Source organism: Kocuria sp. CH-021 (genome assembly GCF_049716185.1).
GTDB lineage: Bacteria > Actinomycetota > Actinomycetes > Actinomycetales > Micrococcaceae > Kocuria > Kocuria cellulosilytica.
This window is the reverse complement of the sequence record NZ_JBNAFK010000018.1, coordinates 18,833-36,005: the sequence shown is the minus strand read 5'-3', so window position 1 is coordinate 36,005 and position 17,173 is coordinate 18,833. Positions and strand designations below refer to the sequence as shown.

Genomic DNA, 17,173 nt, shown 5'->3' with positions numbered 1-17,173 from the left:
CGTCGGAGAGGAGTCAGCCCGTCCTATTCAGTGCGGGCTCACTCCCCTGCTCAGTCCCACAGACAAGCCCCGATGCTCGCATTGGTCACATCACGACGTTCTCTCTCGTACCTGTTCTCATGCAGAGCCATCGGTTCTAGGTTGGGGCGCACGTCGTCCAACACCAAGGAGGAACCATGATCAAGTGGACATCGAAATTGAGCACCGCGACACTCGCCGCTGCTCTTGTCATGGGGGCCTCTGCGATCGTGGCCGCACCGGCTGCAGCCGCTCCACCGGACAACGCCAGTTGCACGGGCCGGACCGTCTCCAATGGAGCGCAAAACGCCCCGGGCCCGTTCGGGGGCATCGTCAACCAGTACGCGACCTACTACGGAGATGAATGGGGCGAGAGCATCTCCAAGGAAGCACGCACCAAGGGTGAATGCCCGGAGCCTTTGCCCTTCCCTCCGGCGGAGTAGCTACAACAAGAAGTGCGCAAGGAGATGACATGAGAATCATCCACTGCGCCGGCGCCGCTCTGGCCGCCGCGGCGCTGCTCGCAACCGGGATCACCGGCCCAGCCACCGCCGACCTCCGACCGCTCACCGACGACGAACGCGCCGCTGCCCGGGAAAAGGCCACCAGGGCTAGAACCGCCTCGGAACATCCACAAGACGGCATCTTCGTTACCCAGCGCGTCAACGAGAAAGAGCCCAGAGAAAGGACGCCGTAGCCCGTCGCGCTGCTTCGACAGGCAGTCCACCCTCACTGTGGAGAGGTCGCTCAACGTGGATTTCCACAGAACGGTGTCCGCCCCCGTTACTTTCTTCGGGGGCGGACACCGTTCGTCTGAGCTCCTCTCAGCGTGGGTGCTTACAACTCCATTCCACCCGCCTCTGGGCGCTGCTCATAGTGCCGGGACGCCACCTGCGGGAGGTGCTCCGAGCCGGCTCCACCACCTCTGGCATTGTTGCGGCCGGCGGTGGGAGCGCCGGGGAAGTTGATGCGCATTCTCTTCTTCAACGCCTCCAGCTCCGGGTCCAGGGTCGGTTGTGGCGTCTCTTCTCCGCGCATCGCACGTCCGATCCGTTCGACCTCCCAGCGGGCGGCTTCCAGTGCGTCCTGGTGCTTGAACGGCACGCCCAGCGCCTCCCGGGCGTCGACGGCTTCCTGCTGGGCGGAGGCCAGTCGGGCTTCGCGTTTGGTGACTTCCTCGGGCAGTGCCCGCACCTGATTTTCCAGTCGCTGGATCATGCCCACACTCGGATTCAACGACGTCGCCCGGGTAACTTCCACGGCGACACCGGGGGCGTCGTCGATGCGCAGCTCCACCGGGGACGCGCCCAGATCGGCCAGGTTGCCCGGCCGCTGCACCACCCGGATGTCGTGTCCGCCAATTTGGCCGGCGACCCCGAGGTCGATCTCCCCGCCCCGGGGCGGGCGCGAGGTGGCGTGGACACCGGCCCACCGCTGCCATGCTTCCGCCGCGTCGGCGCGCTTGTCGTAGGTGGCCCCGTCGATGGTCATCCGGAACTTCTCCCCGCCGAGCTCATCGGTGGTGCGCTCCGCCGCTGCGCGGAGCACGGGGATCTCTTGCTCCAGCGCGTCGGCGCGCGCGGCCGCGGCGTCTTTGCGGAACACCAGCGAGGACTGGTTGCGGTGCCAGGCCCGGTTCAACCGCTCCAACCGGGCAAGCTCCTGATCAGCTTTCGACTTCTCCAAGATCAACGGGTTGCCGCTGGAGATCGCCTTGACCTCGGCGAAGGACAGCGTGTTGTCCCCGACGTCCTCGATCTCGCGCACGTCCAGGCGCCCGCGCATGATCTGGTCGATGAACTTCGACTTCCGCTCCAGCGTCTGCCACATGAAAGTGTCAAACGACCCCTTGGTCACCACCTGAGAGATCGCCACCTCCGGGTTCTGATTGCCTTGCCGGATGATCCGCCCGTGGCGCTGGGCGACATCGGCCGGGCGCCACGGGGCGTCCAGGTCCACCAGGTGCACCGCCCTGGCCTGGATGTTGGTGCCCACCCCCATCTTCTGCGTGGATCCGATCAGCACCGCCACCTCCCCGGTGCGTGCGGCCGAGAACAGCCGACCCTTCTCCGCATCGTTCTTGGCTTCGTGCATGAACCGGACCTTTTCCGCCGGCACCCCCCGCTCGGCTAGCTGGGCGCGCAGTTCGTCGTAGACGTTCCAGGACTCCGAGGGGGTGCCCAGGTCGCAGAACACGATCTGCAGCGCACCCCGGGTGGGGTGCTCCTCCCCGGTGGAGGGATCCGTGAACACGTCCTCGCGGTGGTCCTCGTACACGCGGGCCATCAGGTCCGCGGCGGCGCTGATCTTGGTCTCCGCCACGACCGACCCCAGCTCCGGGTCGATCAGGCGCAGGTCCAGGGCGGCTTTGCGCCCGTCGGAGCTGATCTTGAGCATGTTGTCCTCGGTCGGGGACACCAACCGCGCCTGGATCGCCTCGGCCCGCCGGCCGATCTCCGCGATGTAGTCCTGCAGCTGCGCCGAGGCCTCCACGGCCACCATGCGCGGCAGCCGCTTCCCGTCCTCCCGCACCACCAGGTCGGGGGTGGGGAGTTTGAGGTCCTCGGCGGTCTTCACGTCGGCGAAGGTGTGGAACATCTTCAGCAGCTCCGGGACATTCTGGAACTTCGTGAAACGCTCCTTCATCTTGAAGTGGTCCCCGCCGGCCACCGAGAGTTCCATCTCGGAGACCACCTGACCGAAGGTCGCCGCCCACGAGTCGAAGTCGTGGATCCCGGCCCGCGCCAACAACTCCGGGCCCAGGTAGCGCTGCATCACGTACATCTCGGTGACCGAGTTCGCGATCGGTGTCGCCGTCGCCCCGGTCATCACCCGATCCCCGTGCACAGAGCGCAGGTACTCCACCTTGGAGTGCAGGTCGCTGGCCCGCTTGGACCCGTCGATCGCAGCGTCCTGGATATTCGAGGCGGTGTCGAGGTTCTTGTACTCGTGCAGCTCATCGACCAGCAGGTAGTCGATGCCGGTCTGCTCGAAAGTGATCCCCGGATCCGTCGCCCGGTCAGACTTGGCCTTGAGCTTCTCCTCACGGGCCTGGAGTCGGGCTTCCATCCGTTTGATCGACATGGTGTCCGCCCCGCTGGCCGCGGCCCGCTCGTTGGCGGCCTCGAGCTCGGCCCGTTGGCGTCCCATCTCGGCCAGGTCGTAGGCGGCCTTGGATTCCTCGGAGAGCTCGATGCGCTCGAACGCGGTGCGGGTCATGATGATCCCGTCCCAGTCACTGGCCGCGGCCCGGGCCACGAACACCCGCCGCTTGTCCCCGGCCAGATCCTCCGAGGAGGCGGCGAGGATCTGCGCCTGGGGGTAGAGCTGCAGCCACTCCCGGGAGAACTGATCGAGCATGTGGTTGGGCACCACGATCACCGGCTTGCGCGCCATGCCCAACCGGCGCAGCTCCATCGCCCCGATGACCATCTCGGCGGTCTTGCCCGCCCCGACCTCGTGGAAGAGCCCCACCGAGGGCTCCGAGAGCATCCGCGCCACCGCCGCCCGCTGGTGCGGGCGCGGGGTGAAGTTCTTCACCAGCCCGGGGAAGGACAACCGCTCCCCTTCCACGGTGTAGTCGCGCAGCACGATGGAGTTGAACCGCCGGTTGTACTCATCCACCAACCCCGCCGCCCGAGCAGGGTCCTCCCACACCCACTCGCCGAACCGTTCCTGCATCAGGGACGCCTTCTCCTGGGCGGCCGTGGTCTCGGTGGCGTTGACCACCCGGCGATTGCCCTCCGGGTCCGAGGGGTCCGGGTCGGTGACCTGCACCCGGCGCTGCTCCAGCAGCTTCTTGAAGATGTCCCCGGCCGCCATCCGCTCCGTGCCCCAGTCATTGCGGGCCGCGAAGACATGACGGCTGGCTTTCACATCCCAACTTGCCCCGCTGATCCGGTCCACCCGCGCACTGGGGTCCCTGATGATGTGGCGCAGGAACTGCTCATGGATCTGAGGTGACACCCACACCGCGCCGATCCGGGCCTCGATCTCATCGGCCCCCAACGGGGCCGGCAACACCGCCTCCAGGGCCGTCACGTTGGTCTGGAACCGGCCATCGGCGGCTGCCGCGGCCCGGGCGGTGTCCAGTTTCTCCCGCACGTCCCCGGACAGGTACTCCGCGCGGGTCTCGTAGATACCGTTCTCGCCGGGCACCTCGTAGACCAGCTCACCCAGTGCCTCGCGCGCCCCGGTCTCGTCGGTGCCCAGCAGCCGGGCGATGTGGGGCAGGTCCACGGTCCCCAGGGTGTCCAAGGTGACGGCCAGGGCTTCATCGGGGGTGTCGACCCCGAGCACGGGCCGGCGCGGCTGCACCTGCCGCTCCGAGAGCAGGCCGGCTGCCACCGCGGTGCCCGCGCCCTCGTCGAAGTGCTCCAGACCCAGCACCAGCGGCCCGAACGGGTCCCCGCGCAGCAGCCGCACCGCCGGCGGGGTGACTCGGGCCAGGATGTCCGCCCCGGCCTCGTCGTACTTGCCGGTGCGGCGTTCGGTGAACCGGTTGATCGGCCCATACCGGTCCACATACGCCTCATAGCTACCTGCCAACTGGGTCCTCATGGCCTCGAGCTCCGGGGTGTCCTCGACGTTGGCCGCCTCGAGGGTCAACACCGTCCGGGCCGCATCCCGCAGACCCAACAGGGCCCGCAGTTCGCCCTCCTGGGTGCGGGGCACCTTCAGCGGGGTGTGCACCCCCTCCACGGTGACCTGAGTGAAGCCCGCCTCCCCGCGGTCGGTGATGTGCCCGATCTGCTCCTGCTCACCAGCCGGCACCAGGGCCGCGACCTCGAGCTCCTGCTCGCCCGTGCGCTCGGCCATCCCCCGCCCCGCCGCCAGGGCTTCGGCTGTGATGTCCGATAGCTGCTCGTGCAGCCGGGCCCCGGTCGCCGCCAGGTCCCCCGCGCGCACGGTCAGGGTGGCGGCCCCGTACATGCCGTTGCCGATCACCGGCTCACCGAGCACCCGGGCGGGGTGGGCGAGGAAGTAGACGTTCATCCGCCCCTGCTGCCCGTCCAGCTCCACCGGGGCAGTGTCCACCCACGACAGATCCAGCGGTTCCTCCCCGGGCAGTCGGCGGCGGAAGATCAGCACGTCGGTCAGCGCGTCCGTGCCGGCCGCCCGGCGGTGGGCCCCGGTGGGCAAGCGCACCGCCCCCAGCAGATCGGCGGTCTCGGCCATCTCCCGGCGGGCCGCGGGATTCTGCGCATCCAAGGTGAATGCGCTGGAGAGCACCCCGACCACCCCGCCGGGGCGGGTAAGGGCCAGGGACTTGAGGATGAAGTGGTTGTGCATCGAGTGCCCCGCCGCGTTGTGCCGGGGATCGTGCAAAGAGTTGCGGGAGAACGGGACGTTGCCCACCGCGGCGTCGAAGACGCCACCGGGCATCCGGGTGTCCGCGAACGACTCCGTGCGGATGGTGGCCTCCGGGTAGATGGCCTGGGAGATCGCCGCGGTCACCGGGTCCAGCTCCACCCCGGTCATCTGCGCCCCGTCCGGGGCCAGGCCGATGAAGGTGCCGGCCCCGGAGCCGGGCTCGAGCACCCGCCCGCTCTGGAACCCCAGAGCCTCCAGGGCGCCCCAGACCTCGGCGGCGATCGACGGGTCGGTGTAGTGGGCGTTGATGACCGTGCGCCGGGCGGCGGCGTACTCGGCCTCGTCCAGCAGCTCGCGCAGTTCGGCCCGCTCGGCCTCGTACTCGGTGCGGGACTCGTCGAAGATCTCCGCGACCCCACTGGCTCCCCAGGATCCCCAGCGGGCCAGCGTGGTGCGCTCGGCCTCGGTGGCGGCCCGCTCTTCGGCCTGCAGGGTGCGTAGCACGCGCAGCGCTGCCAGATTGGCCCGGAATCTTGCTTGGGCCCCGGACGGGGCCAGGTCGTCCTGGGCGCGGGGGACGAAGCGCCCCGGGCCCACGGACTCCGAGGAAGCCGGGGCTATGCCTGTTCGGCGTCCAGCCGGTCCACCTCTTCCCAGTACTCCCGGTCCTCCCGGTTCAGCTGCTGCACGATCCGCAGCCTCCGCGCCACCCCGGACTCCTCCTCGTTCTCCTCTTCCGGTTCCTCCTGCACCGACGGGTCCGGGGTCAGCATCTCCGCGCGCACGATTTCCTCGGCCTGCATCTTCGACGCGTTCAACCGCCCCACCTTCTCCAAGTAGGACTCCCCCACCGGGTCCGGGCCGGCCAGCTCCATCATCAACTCGCCCACCCGCTGCGCCGCCTCCTCCCCCAGTGCCTCGAACCACTGATCCGGGTCCGGGATCAGGGCGTACTCCGCCGGCGCGGTCGCCTTCCACGCTTCCTGCGCGAACTTGCCGTACATGTTCATCACGAACCTCCTCGGGTTCCGGGAAGAGAAAGGCATCAATACTCAACTGCCCCTCGACTTGTGTCCTCTTGCGGGCTCTGACCATGGGGATCTCCTGAGTGCAATTGGGAATCTCCCTCACACGCTACCCAGCAACCCGCAGCCCATCTTCGAGTACACGCACCACCCAACCCCGATTATGTTGATATGTCAACATCGGAGTGAATCGCCTACTCCTTCCCCCGTCTGCTTGAGGACCTCAAGCGCAGCGGCGCGGTCCCTGCAATCATCCAGCGCTTCAGCATCACCTGGCTGCTCACCGTCATCGTGATCAACGCTGGTCTCGCCAAACAGAAGAACCACCCCCGAGGGCCGTGCCCTGGGATGGGTCCAGGCCTGTCCCAATCCGACCTGCCAGACAGAGTTTCTGAACCGAGCTCACAACCAGCGCCGGCGCTACTGCTCTCCACGATGCTGTACCCACACGCGCGTGGCACGGCGCCGTCAACTCCGTAGCGAGTAGCCACAACTGGGCACGAACCCATCGGACTGAGCGGCCCCAAACCGACTGTATGCAAAGCGTTCCTTTAGGCTTCGTTTGAGTTGCTGCACACGACGAAGAGGGGCGCATGGCACGGCACTTTGGACACGTAGATGGTCAACGTGTCGGGCAGGTCTATGAGAACCGCGAGGAATTGTCCCGTCACCGGGTTCATGGTCCGCCGCAGGGCGGCATTTGGGGCACCCCCGCGGAAGGATCTTCTTCCATTGTTCTCAATGGTGGCTACCCTGACGACGAAGACCACGGCGACTTCATCATTTACACCGGTCACGGCGGGCAGAAAAATCGAAGGCAGGTCGCCGACCAGCGCCTCGACGACTCCGGCAACGCCGCTCTAGTTCGCAGCGAACTTGATGGTCTGCCAGTACGCGTCATCCGCGGATTCAAGGGGGACCCCCTCCATTCGCCGACGAGTGGGTACCGTTACGACGGTTTGTACCGGGTGATGGATCACTGGTCGACAACCGGCGTCAGCGGGTTCTTGGTGTGGCAATTCCGCCTTGAAAAGATGGCGGAGGACGTGGATTTCACGGTTTCCGATACTGCAGCGCCGCCACCGGGCAACCACAATCCTCGACGTCGAGCCGCGACCATTCAGCGAACTATTCGGACGACCGCTGTGTCCGAGTGGGTGAAGCGACGCCACAAGCACACCTGTCAAGTGTGCGGACTCAGCCTCATCACTGCCAGTGGCAGCGGGTACGCCGAAGGAGCACACATCCGTCCACTCGGGCGGCCGCACTCGGGCCCTGACGATGCGAGCAACATCCTCTGTCTGTGCCCCAACCACCATGTTCTGTTGGACAAGGGTGGCATCACCATTGAGGACGACCTCACCGTCCGCGATCGAGCCGGCGACAGCATTGGCACGTTACGGACGGTGCGTGGGCATCGGGTAGACATCCAGCAGCTGAAGTACCACCGAAAGACCTGGGTGTCTGCTTAAACCGAGTCTGTGTAATCCAGATGCCTTGCCCCTAAATCTAGCAACCCCCTTTTTGCCCATTCGTTACAATGACAGTTTCGAGCTGCACATGCGTCAGTGCAGCACAAGAGTTTTCCACTGCCAGAAGTCTATGAGAGTGGAATTTACACACACAACGGAGAGTGAGTAATTACCCAATGGCTCTATCTGCACGGCAATCGGATCACGAACCATACGAGCTGGCCGAGCGACTTGTTTGGCTCTGCCTCACCTCGGATGGCTCGTTGTACACGGACGATGAAGTGTGGACCGTTGACCATGTGGAGTGGTTACGCCAATCCATGACGGGGAAGAACGCGGACTTGAGCCCACGGGATTTCTACACAAAGCTCGACGACCAGCTGGAGCAGCTGGCACGCGAGCATCCGGATCGAAAAAAGCCCGTCGCCAGACTGCTTGTTGAGATGTTGCATCTGTTTTATGCATACAACGTCGATGTCAGTGCTACAAGAACCAACCGACGACTTGAGTTTGTGTATGACGCCTGTGAATATACCCCTCAAGAGCGCCAAATGGCCGAGAGTTCACCGTGGATTACCCAGGGCATTGGCCGCGTGGGAATGGCCCAGGTTCAACTGTTCGATTGCCTCTGTTTTCTGATGGACTTAACGACCTCCCTTAAACAGGAAAACAATCAGTCCGAGGTCGAGCAAATGTTTCTGGAGGCAGAAAGCGGCTGGCGCGATTTTGTCCGGCGGATCGAGTCACTGTCGGAGGGCAGGCGAGACCTCATGGTCTATTATACCGTACCTCACCTGATTTACCCGGACTACATCGAGGACTCCTCCACACAGGGCCACCGCCAGCGTATTGTCGCCGCGTACGATGAATTATTGCCAAAGAACTCCGATGACCTGAACACCGATGAAAAGCTCTGGGAAATTCGATCTGCTTTGGTCGAACAGCAGTTAATCGACGACCCCGCCCTAAGTTTCTATGACGAGCCTCTCGCGTCTGGTTGGGGCCGAATCGAAGGGGAGGATGAAGCATTCTCAGATATGCTGGCCGGTCTCGAGTTTAAACAGCAAATCATTCTCTATGGGCCTCCTGGCACTTCCAAGAGCCATGATGCAAAGCAACTTTCCAGAGCCCTCATCCAACGAGAGCGGATCGCGAGCATCGGAGCGGTCGCCTATCTAAAGGAGCGCCGCATCAAGGCCGGCAACCAAAGCGTTGACGATATTTACACTAGCTACGTCCATGAATTACAGATGCATCCAACATTCGCCTATGAGGACTTCATCGGGGGATGGCAGTTCCGCGATGGGGCAACAAAGTTTATTCCAGGCTTCCTCCCCCGCCTCGTCAATCGAATTAATGACATGAATCAGGCCAGCACGGATGAAGGACGCAAACCGATTCCTCACGTCCTAATTCTCGACGAGATCAATCGTGTGGATCTCAGCCGCGCCATGGGGGAAGCATTTACCCTACTCGACGGACGCGGGAACTCCGTGATCATCCCAGCCCCATCGCCTGAGACATACGAGGAAGAGGGATATCGACTCAGCCTCCCGGAAAACCTTTACATCATTGGTACGATGAACGAGATCGACCAGTCGCTTGAGCTCGTGGACTATGCCATGCGTCGCAGATTCTTGTGGTTCGAATGCACCTACTCCCCCGAGCGATTGCACCAAATCATCCGACATCGCTGGGATAATACTGACACCACTGGGCGTCGACAGTTTTCACGAGTCGAGGCAGCGTTCACCGACTACGTCGCTGCATGCTCCCTTCTAAATCAGCGAATCCGCGAGTCACCGGTACTCGGCCGCGACTACGTAATTGGTCAGACGGTATTCGGTGAAATCGTCTACTTCGTCGGGAAGAAGCTCTCCGCAACTCCTCAGACCAGCACCCCGATATGGACCACTAAGGACGAAGCCGCGGAACCGGTTCAGCGGCTATGGGACCTGTCAATCCGTCCGTTGCTCAAGGAGTATCTGCGCTCAGCTGACCCAGACAGCCGAGACCGCACCGTCGATGAACTTGGTGCCACCTTCTTGCGCCGCCCCGTCTCCTAATGGCACCGGCCGACTACATCTGGCACGATTGCCGACCCATACGGGAGGCTGATCCTGCAAGACTGAGAGAGCTTGCCTCGTGGCAGTTCCCGGAAGAGGCTGTCCTTTCCCTTGGAAGGGCTGGTAGTGGTCGTACACGCCCTCTCGAGTCGCTTGTGGCCTGTGGACCGGACGGGCAAACCTGGTGGAGTGGCAGGTATATAGGTCATGTTCAGCACGCGGGCATGTCCATCGACATCCGTCCCCGAGTCGGACGCAATGTCCTACTGGAATGGCTCGGGATGCCCCCCGACCGTCTACGCATCTCAAAGGACGACAAAGGACAAACGGACAGTCAAACCTTCGTCGTGGTGCTCATCGCGTTGCTGTGGCGCGATTCCTTCGACCGAGCCGCGCGGTTCGGAGCTCTTCCCTCAGTCGTCCGAGTCGAGAAGGGCCACGGCTCCGTGCTTCGTGGACGTCTTGATGTCAGAGGAACAGTGCGACGTTGGCAGGCGGGGTGGGACGACCTCGCCTTTACACACCGAGAAAAGGAACGCGACACCCCCTTCGCTCGCGCAGCGGTGCGTGCCTTTGACGTCCTGGAACACCACCTTCCAAGTCTTCTGGACTTGCTGCCACCTCACCTACAAGAGACCCTCCAAAAATTTCAAGCCGTCGTGGGACGGCGCCCAGCGCTGCCCACCTGCCAAGAAATCGATCGCACGCGCGTATCGCCGATGACCATCGACTACAGACCATTCGGCCGGTTCTGTCTCGACGTCGTCAACCGGCTTGGCCAGCTCTCCGGACCAGAAGAGAGCGAACAGTCGTGGACACTACTCGTTGACGTCGCCGAGCTATGGGAACACCACGTCGAACGCGCGCTGGTCGAGGCATTACCCGACGCCCGGGTGGTGAGCGGTAACCGTGCCGCACGCGACGCGCACCTACTTGTGAACTCTGCTGGTCGGCGTCGTGCGGCTTTAGTTCCAGACTTTCTAGTGCTCGAACCAGGCACAGATCGCGTCCTCAGCGTGGTAGACGCAAAATACAAGCCCCACGATGGCCCGTATCCATCCAACGCCAGAGAAGACCTCTACCAGCTGACGGCATATCTGGACCACTTCGGATCGAATCAGGAACCCCTGACAGGATTGCTCGCTTACCCAGCTCTTGACACCGTGGACGAGCAAACCTCAAAAATCGAGAACTCATTGGATGGCGTCTGGTCCATGCAATCGGGCAAGAGGATCGCCTTCGGGCGGATCGGTTTGACCCGCGAGGTGGCAGGACCCGACATGGCACGCGTTTTCAGCGGGCTCGGACTGGCAACGCGCCCCGCCGTAGGGCCGGCTCCCTCATCCGCCACAGCTCGAGGCCGAGTGAATGAAAATGTCTGCACCAACACATAGAGTGGAAATCAACGGAAGGGGACAATGGTGGTCGAACTTAACGCACTCCTCAACAAACTTCAAGAACGCACTGCTACAAAGTTCGAACGGATGCCGTCGGTTGTACTCAAAGATGGCGCCTTTGACATCACCAAGCTGCCGGTCGACAAGCCGGAATGGCACCGACTCACAGATCTGGTAGCTGTGATGTTTGACCTGAAATCTTCAACTAATTTGGAAAAGGGGCGTAAGCCGGCCAGCACAGCCAGCATCTATGACTCGGGCGTTGGAGGTGTCGTTGAAATCTTCAACTCCTTTGATGCCGACTTTGTCGACATCCAGGGGGACGGGGGCTTTGGCTTGTTCTGGGGGGAACGCAAGTACGAGCACGCAATGTGTGCCGCTATCTCCATTCACACCTTTAGTGACGACTTCGAAAACCAGCTCGAGGCTAAATGGCCAGAGGCGCCATCAACGGGTTTCAAGGTCGGCATCGCAAGCGGACCGATACTCGCAAAACGCGTAGGTCTCGCTAGACATCTGGACATGCAGGAACCGGTATGGGCTGGCCGGCCAGTCAACTACGCAGCCAAAGCTGCTCAACAAACTGACCCTGGGAAAACTCTTGTAACAGGTAGCGTCTGGGATGCAGTATCAAGTAACGATTACATCGCCTTTTCTTGTGGTTGCAACGGAGGGGTTGAAGGTGGCGATCCCTCATTCCTATGGGAAGAACGAACCTTGGACAATATCCCCGACGCGAATAAATATGGTCAGGTTCTGAAAAGTGGTTGGTGCGTCAATCACGGCGAAGAGTATTGCAATGCAATCCTTAATGGCAGCACCTACCGTGAAGAAATCGATGAAAACTTACGCAGTAAACTCACGTTGGTTGCGGCCGGTTCCGAGGGGGCCAAGGTGAAGGCACGTAAGGAACGACAGGCTGAGCGCAAAATTCTCGAGTCGGAGGTACTCGCCCTGCGAGGAGATCCACGAGCTACCTATAACCAGGTGAGCCGATGAAACGGTGTGGCAAAGACCGCGACAGCCCAGCTCCTCATCTCGCCCTTGCCAACACAATCCTGCGAGAAGCCCGAGAAGAACTGGCACGCGCCGATGGTAAGGCTTCAATACTGCTCGCCGCCATCGGCGTCATCATTGGAGCGATCATAGCCGCGATCCTAGGAGGATCGTGGCATCCAACTCACCTCGACGACAATATCCAGTGGCTTTGGTGGATCGGAACGGCGATTGGGTTAGCAGGTGCCGTCGCTTTCGGTGCTGCCGTGTTTCCGCGAACAACATACCGAGCAAAGCGTCGATCAGGCATCGTATCGTACTTTGGAGACGTAGTCGGCCTTTCTAAGGTTCAGCTAAAGGAAGGCCTGATTACTACGGCCAAGGATCCCAACGCCGCAACACTAGATCAGGTTGAGGCCATTTCATCTGTCGTTGATAAAAAGTACCGCTGTATTCAGGTTGGAATGATCTGCGTAGGAGCCGCGGCACTTTTCTGGTTGCTTGCGGTTCTTATCGGCGGTTGAATAATCCTCCGCTGATTGCCAACAACACCTCTATTTTACCGAATGCATTTTATAGGATTGACAGATTCTGACACTCATGGCAAGAGCAGGTCACCGATCCCCTCGATCGACTTCTAAAAATCGACATCAATTTCGTGGGTGAGTGTCCGGTAACCGGCCATATGTAAAGCCGGGGACGGAGCCGTCTTGGCTTTGCTCTCCATCTGGCAACCAACGGCCCTAAAAGGGTGGCTGACCTCTCTGACTCAGTCAGGGAGGTCACCAACCCTTGCTGAAACAGGGGGTGGGGAACTTGCACGTGCTTGTTCCTCACCCCCTGTTGGACTGTTCTTGTTACTTGGTGGGCGCCTGCCCGGACACGGCGGCCTCCTGGCCGGAGGCGAGGGTTCCCGTGGCCAGCTCCTGGAAGGTCTGGGCGACCCAGTCGGCGACGTAGGCGCTGACGTAGGGCAGGTGGTCCAAGCCGATGTGCTCGGCCCCGCCCTCCTCCTTGGTGAAGATCCGCAGCTGTCGCTTGGGGCTGTTGACGGCCTGGTCGTAGGAGCGGTGGGCGTACTCCAGGGGGATCTGGCGGTCGTTCTCCCCGTGGACGATGAGGAAGGGCACGGTGATGTTCTCCACGACCCCGTCGAGGTGGACGTCGTCGGCGAAGTCGATGAAGGTGTCCAGGTCCTCGTGGCCCCACACCCACATGACGTGCTCCCAGTAGTGCGGTACGGGCCGCTCCCCCTCTTTCTGCAGGCGGCGGCGCTGGACGGCGCCCCAGTTGTGGTTGGCGCCCCAGGCCACGACCAGGGCCAGGCGCTTCTCGAAGGCCGCGGCCCGCGGGGCGTAGTAGCCGCCCAGGGACCAGCCGGCCAGCCCGATCCGGGCCGGGTCGACGTCGTCGCGGGTCTCGAGGTAGTCCACGCAGGCGGCGGCCCATTTCTCGGTGTCGATCTGGGAGGTGAGCCCCTGCAGGCGTAAGGCCTCCCCGGTGCCGGGGGTGTCGACCATCAAGGTGGAGATTCCCCGGGTAGCCAGCTCGACCCCGTGCCCGGAGCAGTAGATGTGTTCCTTGGTGGAGTCCAGGCCGTTGAACATGATCATCACCGGGGCGGGACCGTGCGCGGTGGCCGGGGCCTGGGTGAAGTAGGCCGGCAGGGTGGTGTCGCGGAAGGGGACCTCCACCCGGGTGGTGGCCGGGTCGGAGAGCCGGAAGGCCCGCTCGAGCAGCTCCAGGCAGCGGCGGTAGGTGGTCAGGCGTCCCTCGGAGCCGGCCGCCTGCATGCGTTCGGCGTTGATGAGGTAGTTGGTGGCCCGGGCGTAAGTCTGCCCGGCGGCGCGGGTGCGGCCGGTGGCTTCCATCTCCTGGGCCTGGGCGACGAGCTGGTCGACGAGCCCCGTCCAGGCGGTGAGGAAATCTTGGGTGCCGACATCCTCGTTGGTGGTGGCCACATCGCGCAGGGGGCGGCAGGCGCGGTCGACCTCGTCGATGTAGCCCCCGCTGTTGAGGGCGGCGACCACCCCGAGGTTCCAGACGTAGTTGCCGGGGAAGTACTCGAACATGTGCAGGTCCTTTCGCAGAACGTGGAGGGGAAATCGGGAAGCTCAGCCCGGGAGGACGGCCGACCAGCCGCCGTCGACCATGAGGTTGGTGCCAGTGACGTAGGAGGCCTCCTCCGAGGCGAGGAACAGCGCGCAGGAGACGACCTCCTCCGCCTCCCCCACTCGGCCCAAGGGGATGTGGCCGGCGATGGCGCGCATGGGATGGTCCTCGGCGAGCAGGTCGGCCTCGGTGGCGGGGGTGCGGATCATTCCGGGGCTGACACAGTTGACCCGGATGCCCTTGCGCGCGCCCTCAGCGGCCAGTTGCTTGGTCATGGCCACCACCGAGCCCTTGGTCGCGGTGTGGGCCAGCCGGGCGTTGGTGACCGACCCGGTCACCCCGGCGGTGGAGCCCACCAGCACCACTGCCGACCGCTGCGCGGCGACCAGCAGGGGCCAGAAGGCGCGCACGGGCAGGAACACGACGTCGACCTCGTGGCGGAAGTTCCACCGCCAGTCCTTGAACGAGATGTCCTCCACCGGTGCGAAGCGGGTGGCGGCGGCATTGGCGTAGAGCACGTCCACGCGCCCGTGGGCCGTGCCGACGTCGGCGGCCCAGGCGGCCACGGCCGCCTCGTCGGTGAGGTCCACCCGCCGGGCGTTCTCGGCAGTGCCGCCTGCGGCGCGGACGGCGGCGATAGTAGCGGCCGCACCGTCCAGGTCGAGGTCACAACCGATGACGGTGGCGCCTTCCCGGGCGAAGGCGCAGGCGGCCGCTCGGCCCTGGCCGGAGGCGATGCCGGTGATCACCGCGACCTTGCCCTCCAGGCGCCCGGTCCGGTGCGGTGGCGTGGTGGTCATGTGTGCTCCTGTCGATGTGCCGCGGAGGTCCCGGCCACTGTCGCGGTGGCCGGGACCCCGGCGCCCGGGCCGTAAATGCCCGGGCGTGTGGTGCATTGCTCAGCCGCGGCCCTGAGTCGCGTAGGGGTTGATGATCGCGGCCTTCATCTCCTCCGAGGCCCCTTCCTCGGTGGCGGTGAAGCCTTCGGCATGGGGGAAGGACTCGGTCATGGAGTTTGGCATGATGCCGTTGCGGTAGAAGTTGGAGGATCCCTCGGCCGGGGTCCAGGTGTTGGGGGCCCAGTCGGGGACGTAGTTGCGGTAGCCCCCGGAGTTCAGCTCGATGCGCAGGGTCGAGGGCTCGCGGAAGTACAGGAAGTTCTGCTCGCCGACCCCATGGATCGAGGGGCCGTACTCCATGGGGGTGCCGTGCTCCATCATGACGTCGGCGGTGCGCAGCAGGTCCTCGTGGGTGTCCACCCAGAAGGCGATGTGGTTGACCCGCCCGGCCCGCTCGGAGGTGTCCAGCACCACGCCCAGGTCGTGGGACTTCTCGTTGGTGGTCAGCACGGAGAACACGGTGATGGGTGCCTCCTCCAGGTCGACGAAGGCCATGGTGCGGTAGCCCAGGGTCTCGGAGTACCACTTGGCGAAGCCGCGCACGTCCTGGGTGGCGACGGTGACGTGGTCCAGGAAGCGCGGGGCGGCGGCGTGGGCGCTGCGCTTCTCCGGACGGTCGGGGTAGGTGGAGGCGAACTCCGCCGGCGCCTCGTACTTCTGCACCTCCCACACCAGGCGCATGGGGTGGCCGTAGGGCCCGGTGAACTCATAGGCCCGCCCGTAGCCGTAGCCACCCTCGGTCCACTGGCCCTGCACGCCGGTGGCCTCCACACGGGCGGCGGCGGTTTCCAGGGCCTCGGGGGAGGTGGTGCGCCAGGCCATCCGGCCCAGCGAGGGCTCCTCGCCGGGGACGACGACGAGGCTGTAGGTGTCGTAGTCGCCCCAGCAGCGCAGGTACACCCGGCCGTCTTCGCGGTGGACCTCCCGCAGGCCGAACTTCTCCACGTAGAAGGCCGCGGAGGCCTCGACATCGGGGCTGGTGATCTCCAGGTGGCTCAGGTGAGCCAGCAGCTTCTCCACGACGGGGAACCTTTCGTTGAAGGGTGAGGACCGATTGTGATCCTGAACACCATCCTGGGAGGGTTCCGCCGATCGGGGAATCGGCATCTGTGCATAGCAAGTATCCGCGCCATGGATGCCCGATAGTAGTGACGACGAGTGGATCACTGAGTGGGCCGGGCAAACAGGTAGCGTGCGGCCGCTTCAGCCAACGAGTCCTGGAACTGCTCTTGGGACACGGCCGGAACGGCGAAGCCGGGCCCGTACATGGTGCGCATCACCACCGCGGAGTGGATCAGCCCGAAGCAGAAGCGCAGGGCCTCGACGGGGTCCTCGTGCTGAACCTGTGGCACCAGGCGCCGCAGGGCGACGACGAAGTTCTCGCCCAGCTCCTGGCTGTAGGCGCTGCCGCGGCGGTGGACCTCCGGATGGGTGCTGGACAGGAGCAGGACCGGCTTGAGGAAGGCCTCGTGGCGGTAGAACACCCCGGCAATTCCGTGCACGACCTCCCCCACCAGATGCCCCGGGGAGTCGCCTGAGACCGGCAGCCCGTCGAAGAGCTGCTGGATGTGCTCACGCACCTGCGCCAGGCCGTGCTCATAGACCGCCAGGAACAGGGCCTCCTTGGTGTCCACCCGGGCATAGATCGCCCGCGGTGGCACCCCAGCCCGTTCGCACACGGCCGCGATGGTGAAGGCGTCATGCCCTCCCTCGCGCAGCAACTCGACTCCAGCGGCCAGGGTGCGTTCCCAGGTCTGGCGGCTGCGTTGCTGCAGGGGTGGGCGCACGGTGTAGTCGACGTCCTCGGTCATTTCGTAGGGCCCCGGCATCAGTGCCTCCCGTTCATCCGTCGTGCAGCCTTCTGAGCGGAATGTC

General features: G+C 64.0%; 14 protein-coding genes. 8 read left to right on the top strand and 6 right to left on the bottom strand.

Translation table 11 applies throughout. From position 1 onward, the window contains the following. Positions 1 to 176 precede the first annotated feature (176 nt). Together ACPYN7_RS13810 and ACPYN7_RS13805 are read left to right on the top strand one after the other, a co-directional pair. Positions 177 to 461 (top strand): hypothetical protein, encoded by a 285-nt coding sequence (locus tag ACPYN7_RS13810; protein ID WP_424348014.1) that lies wholly within the window; start codon positions 177 to 179, stop codon positions 459 to 461. Between the two features lie 29 nt (positions 462 to 490). Beyond that, positions 491 to 715, top strand: a complete 225-nt coding sequence (locus ACPYN7_RS13805) for a hypothetical protein (RefSeq protein ID WP_424348013.1) — start codon at positions 491 to 493, stop codon at positions 713 to 715. A gap of 140 nt (positions 716 to 855) precedes the next feature. On the opposite strand, the gene ACPYN7_RS13800 is transcribed toward ACPYN7_RS13805, so the two are convergent. Both ACPYN7_RS13800 and ACPYN7_RS13795 read right to left on the bottom strand, forming a co-directional pair. After that, the gene (locus ACPYN7_RS13800; protein WP_424348012.1) at positions 856 to 5,928 is read right to left on the bottom strand and encodes a helicase-related protein; all 5,073 of its coding nucleotides are present in this window, start codon (positions 5,926 to 5,928) and stop codon (positions 856 to 858) included. A gap of 20 nt (positions 5,929 to 5,948) precedes the next feature. After that, the gene (locus ACPYN7_RS13795) at positions 5,949 to 6,341 is read right to left on the bottom strand and encodes a TnpV protein (RefSeq protein WP_424348047.1); all 393 of its coding nucleotides are present in this window, start codon (positions 6,339 to 6,341) and stop codon (positions 5,949 to 5,951) included. 316 nt (positions 6,342 to 6,657) lie between these two features. Here ACPYN7_RS13795 and ACPYN7_RS13790 point away from each other — a divergent pair, with 316 nt between their 5' ends. The 6 genes from ACPYN7_RS13790 (at position 6,658) to ACPYN7_RS13765 (ending at position 12,811) form a co-directional block, all read left to right on the top strand. Beyond that, on the top strand, positions 6,658 to 6,843 hold the full coding sequence (locus ACPYN7_RS13790) for a CGNR zinc finger domain-containing protein (protein ID WP_424348046.1): 186 nt from the start codon (positions 6,658 to 6,660) through the stop codon (positions 6,841 to 6,843). A gap of 106 nt (positions 6,844 to 6,949) precedes the next feature. Next, positions 6,950 to 7,828 carry a YDG/SRA domain-containing protein gene (locus ACPYN7_RS13785; RefSeq protein WP_424348011.1) on the top strand — a complete coding sequence of 293 codons (879 nt, stop codon included), beginning with the start codon at positions 6,950 to 6,952 and terminating at the stop codon, positions 7,826 to 7,828. 281 nt (positions 7,829 to 8,109) lie between these two features. Then, positions 8,110 to 9,894: an McrB family protein gene (locus tag ACPYN7_RS13780; RefSeq protein WP_424348010.1), complete on the top strand. Its 1,785-nt coding sequence runs from the start codon at positions 8,110 to 8,112 to the stop codon at positions 9,892 to 9,894. Continuing rightward, positions 9,894 to 11,288 carry a 5-methylcytosine restriction system specificity protein McrC gene (locus ACPYN7_RS13775; RefSeq protein WP_424348009.1) on the top strand — a complete coding sequence of 465 codons (1,395 nt, stop codon included), beginning with the start codon at positions 9,894 to 9,896 and terminating at the stop codon, positions 11,286 to 11,288. The genes ACPYN7_RS13780 and ACPYN7_RS13775 overlap by 1 nt, the downstream gene beginning before the upstream one ends. Before the next feature lie 24 nt (positions 11,289 to 11,312). Then, the gene (locus tag ACPYN7_RS13770; protein ID WP_424348008.1) at positions 11,313 to 12,290 is read left to right on the top strand and encodes an adenylate/guanylate cyclase domain-containing protein; all 978 of its coding nucleotides are present in this window, start codon (positions 11,313 to 11,315) and stop codon (positions 12,288 to 12,290) included. After that, positions 12,287 to 12,811: a Pycsar system effector family protein gene (locus tag ACPYN7_RS13765; protein WP_424348007.1), complete on the top strand. Its 525-nt coding sequence runs from the start codon at positions 12,287 to 12,289 to the stop codon at positions 12,809 to 12,811. The genes ACPYN7_RS13770 and ACPYN7_RS13765 overlap by 4 nt, the downstream gene beginning before the upstream one ends. A gap of 333 nt (positions 12,812 to 13,144) precedes the next feature. Here ACPYN7_RS13765 and ACPYN7_RS13760 read toward each other — a convergent pair whose 3' ends face one another. The 4 genes from ACPYN7_RS13760 to ACPYN7_RS13745 all read right to left on the bottom strand — a co-directional run bounded on the left by ACPYN7_RS13760 (position 13,145) and on the right by ACPYN7_RS13745 (position 17,127). After that, entirely contained in the window at positions 13,145 to 14,359 is a 1,215-nt protein-coding gene (locus ACPYN7_RS13760; RefSeq protein ID WP_424348006.1) for an alpha/beta hydrolase family protein, read from the bottom strand. Positions 14,360 to 14,401: 42 nt separating this feature from the next. Further along, on the bottom strand, positions 14,402 to 15,199 hold the full coding sequence (locus ACPYN7_RS13755; protein WP_424348005.1) for an SDR family NAD(P)-dependent oxidoreductase: 798 nt from the start codon (positions 15,197 to 15,199) through the stop codon (positions 14,402 to 14,404). A gap of 99 nt (positions 15,200 to 15,298) precedes the next feature. Continuing rightward, a complete protein-coding gene (locus ACPYN7_RS13750; RefSeq protein WP_424348004.1) occupies positions 15,299 to 16,318 on the bottom strand; it encodes a VOC family protein in 1,020 nt (339 codons plus the stop codon). 143 nt (positions 16,319 to 16,461) lie between these two features. Beyond that, positions 16,462 to 17,127 carry a TetR/AcrR family transcriptional regulator gene (locus tag ACPYN7_RS13745; protein WP_424348003.1) on the bottom strand — a complete coding sequence of 222 codons (666 nt, stop codon included), beginning with the start codon at positions 17,125 to 17,127 and terminating at the stop codon, positions 16,462 to 16,464. Positions 17,128 to 17,173 lie beyond the last annotated feature (46 nt).

What these genes read in the sequence shown, in the direction of transcription:
- ACPYN7_RS13775 (WP_424348009.1), top strand. Translation starts at nt 9,894, where the DNA reads ATGGCACCGGCCGACTACATCTGGCACGATTGCCGACCCATACGGGAG.
- ACPYN7_RS13745 (WP_424348003.1), bottom strand. Translation starts at nt 17,127, where the DNA reads ATGCCGGGGCCCTACGAAATGACCGAGGACGTCGACTACACCGTGCGC.
- ACPYN7_RS13810 (WP_424348014.1), top strand. Translation starts at nt 177, where the DNA reads ATGATCAAGTGGACATCGAAATTGAGCACCGCGACACTCGCCGCTGCT.
- ACPYN7_RS13770 (WP_424348008.1), top strand. Translation starts at nt 11,313, where the DNA reads ATGGTGGTCGAACTTAACGCACTCCTCAACAAACTTCAAGAACGCACT.
- ACPYN7_RS13785 (WP_424348011.1), top strand. Translation starts at nt 6,950, where the DNA reads ATGGCACGGCACTTTGGACACGTAGATGGTCAACGTGTCGGGCAGGTC.
- ACPYN7_RS13805 (WP_424348013.1), top strand. Translation starts at nt 491, where the DNA reads ATGAGAATCATCCACTGCGCCGGCGCCGCTCTGGCCGCCGCGGCGCTG.
- ACPYN7_RS13760 (WP_424348006.1), bottom strand. Translation starts at nt 14,359, where the DNA reads ATGTTCGAGTACTTCCCCGGCAACTACGTCTGGAACCTCGGGGTGGTC.
- ACPYN7_RS13765 (WP_424348007.1), top strand. Translation starts at nt 12,287, where the DNA reads ATGAAACGGTGTGGCAAAGACCGCGACAGCCCAGCTCCTCATCTCGCC.
- ACPYN7_RS13755 (WP_424348005.1), bottom strand. Translation starts at nt 15,199, where the DNA reads ATGACCACCACGCCACCGCACCGGACCGGGCGCCTGGAGGGCAAGGTC.
- ACPYN7_RS13795 (WP_424348047.1), bottom strand. Translation starts at nt 6,341, where the DNA reads ATGAACATGTACGGCAAGTTCGCGCAGGAAGCGTGGAAGGCGACCGCG.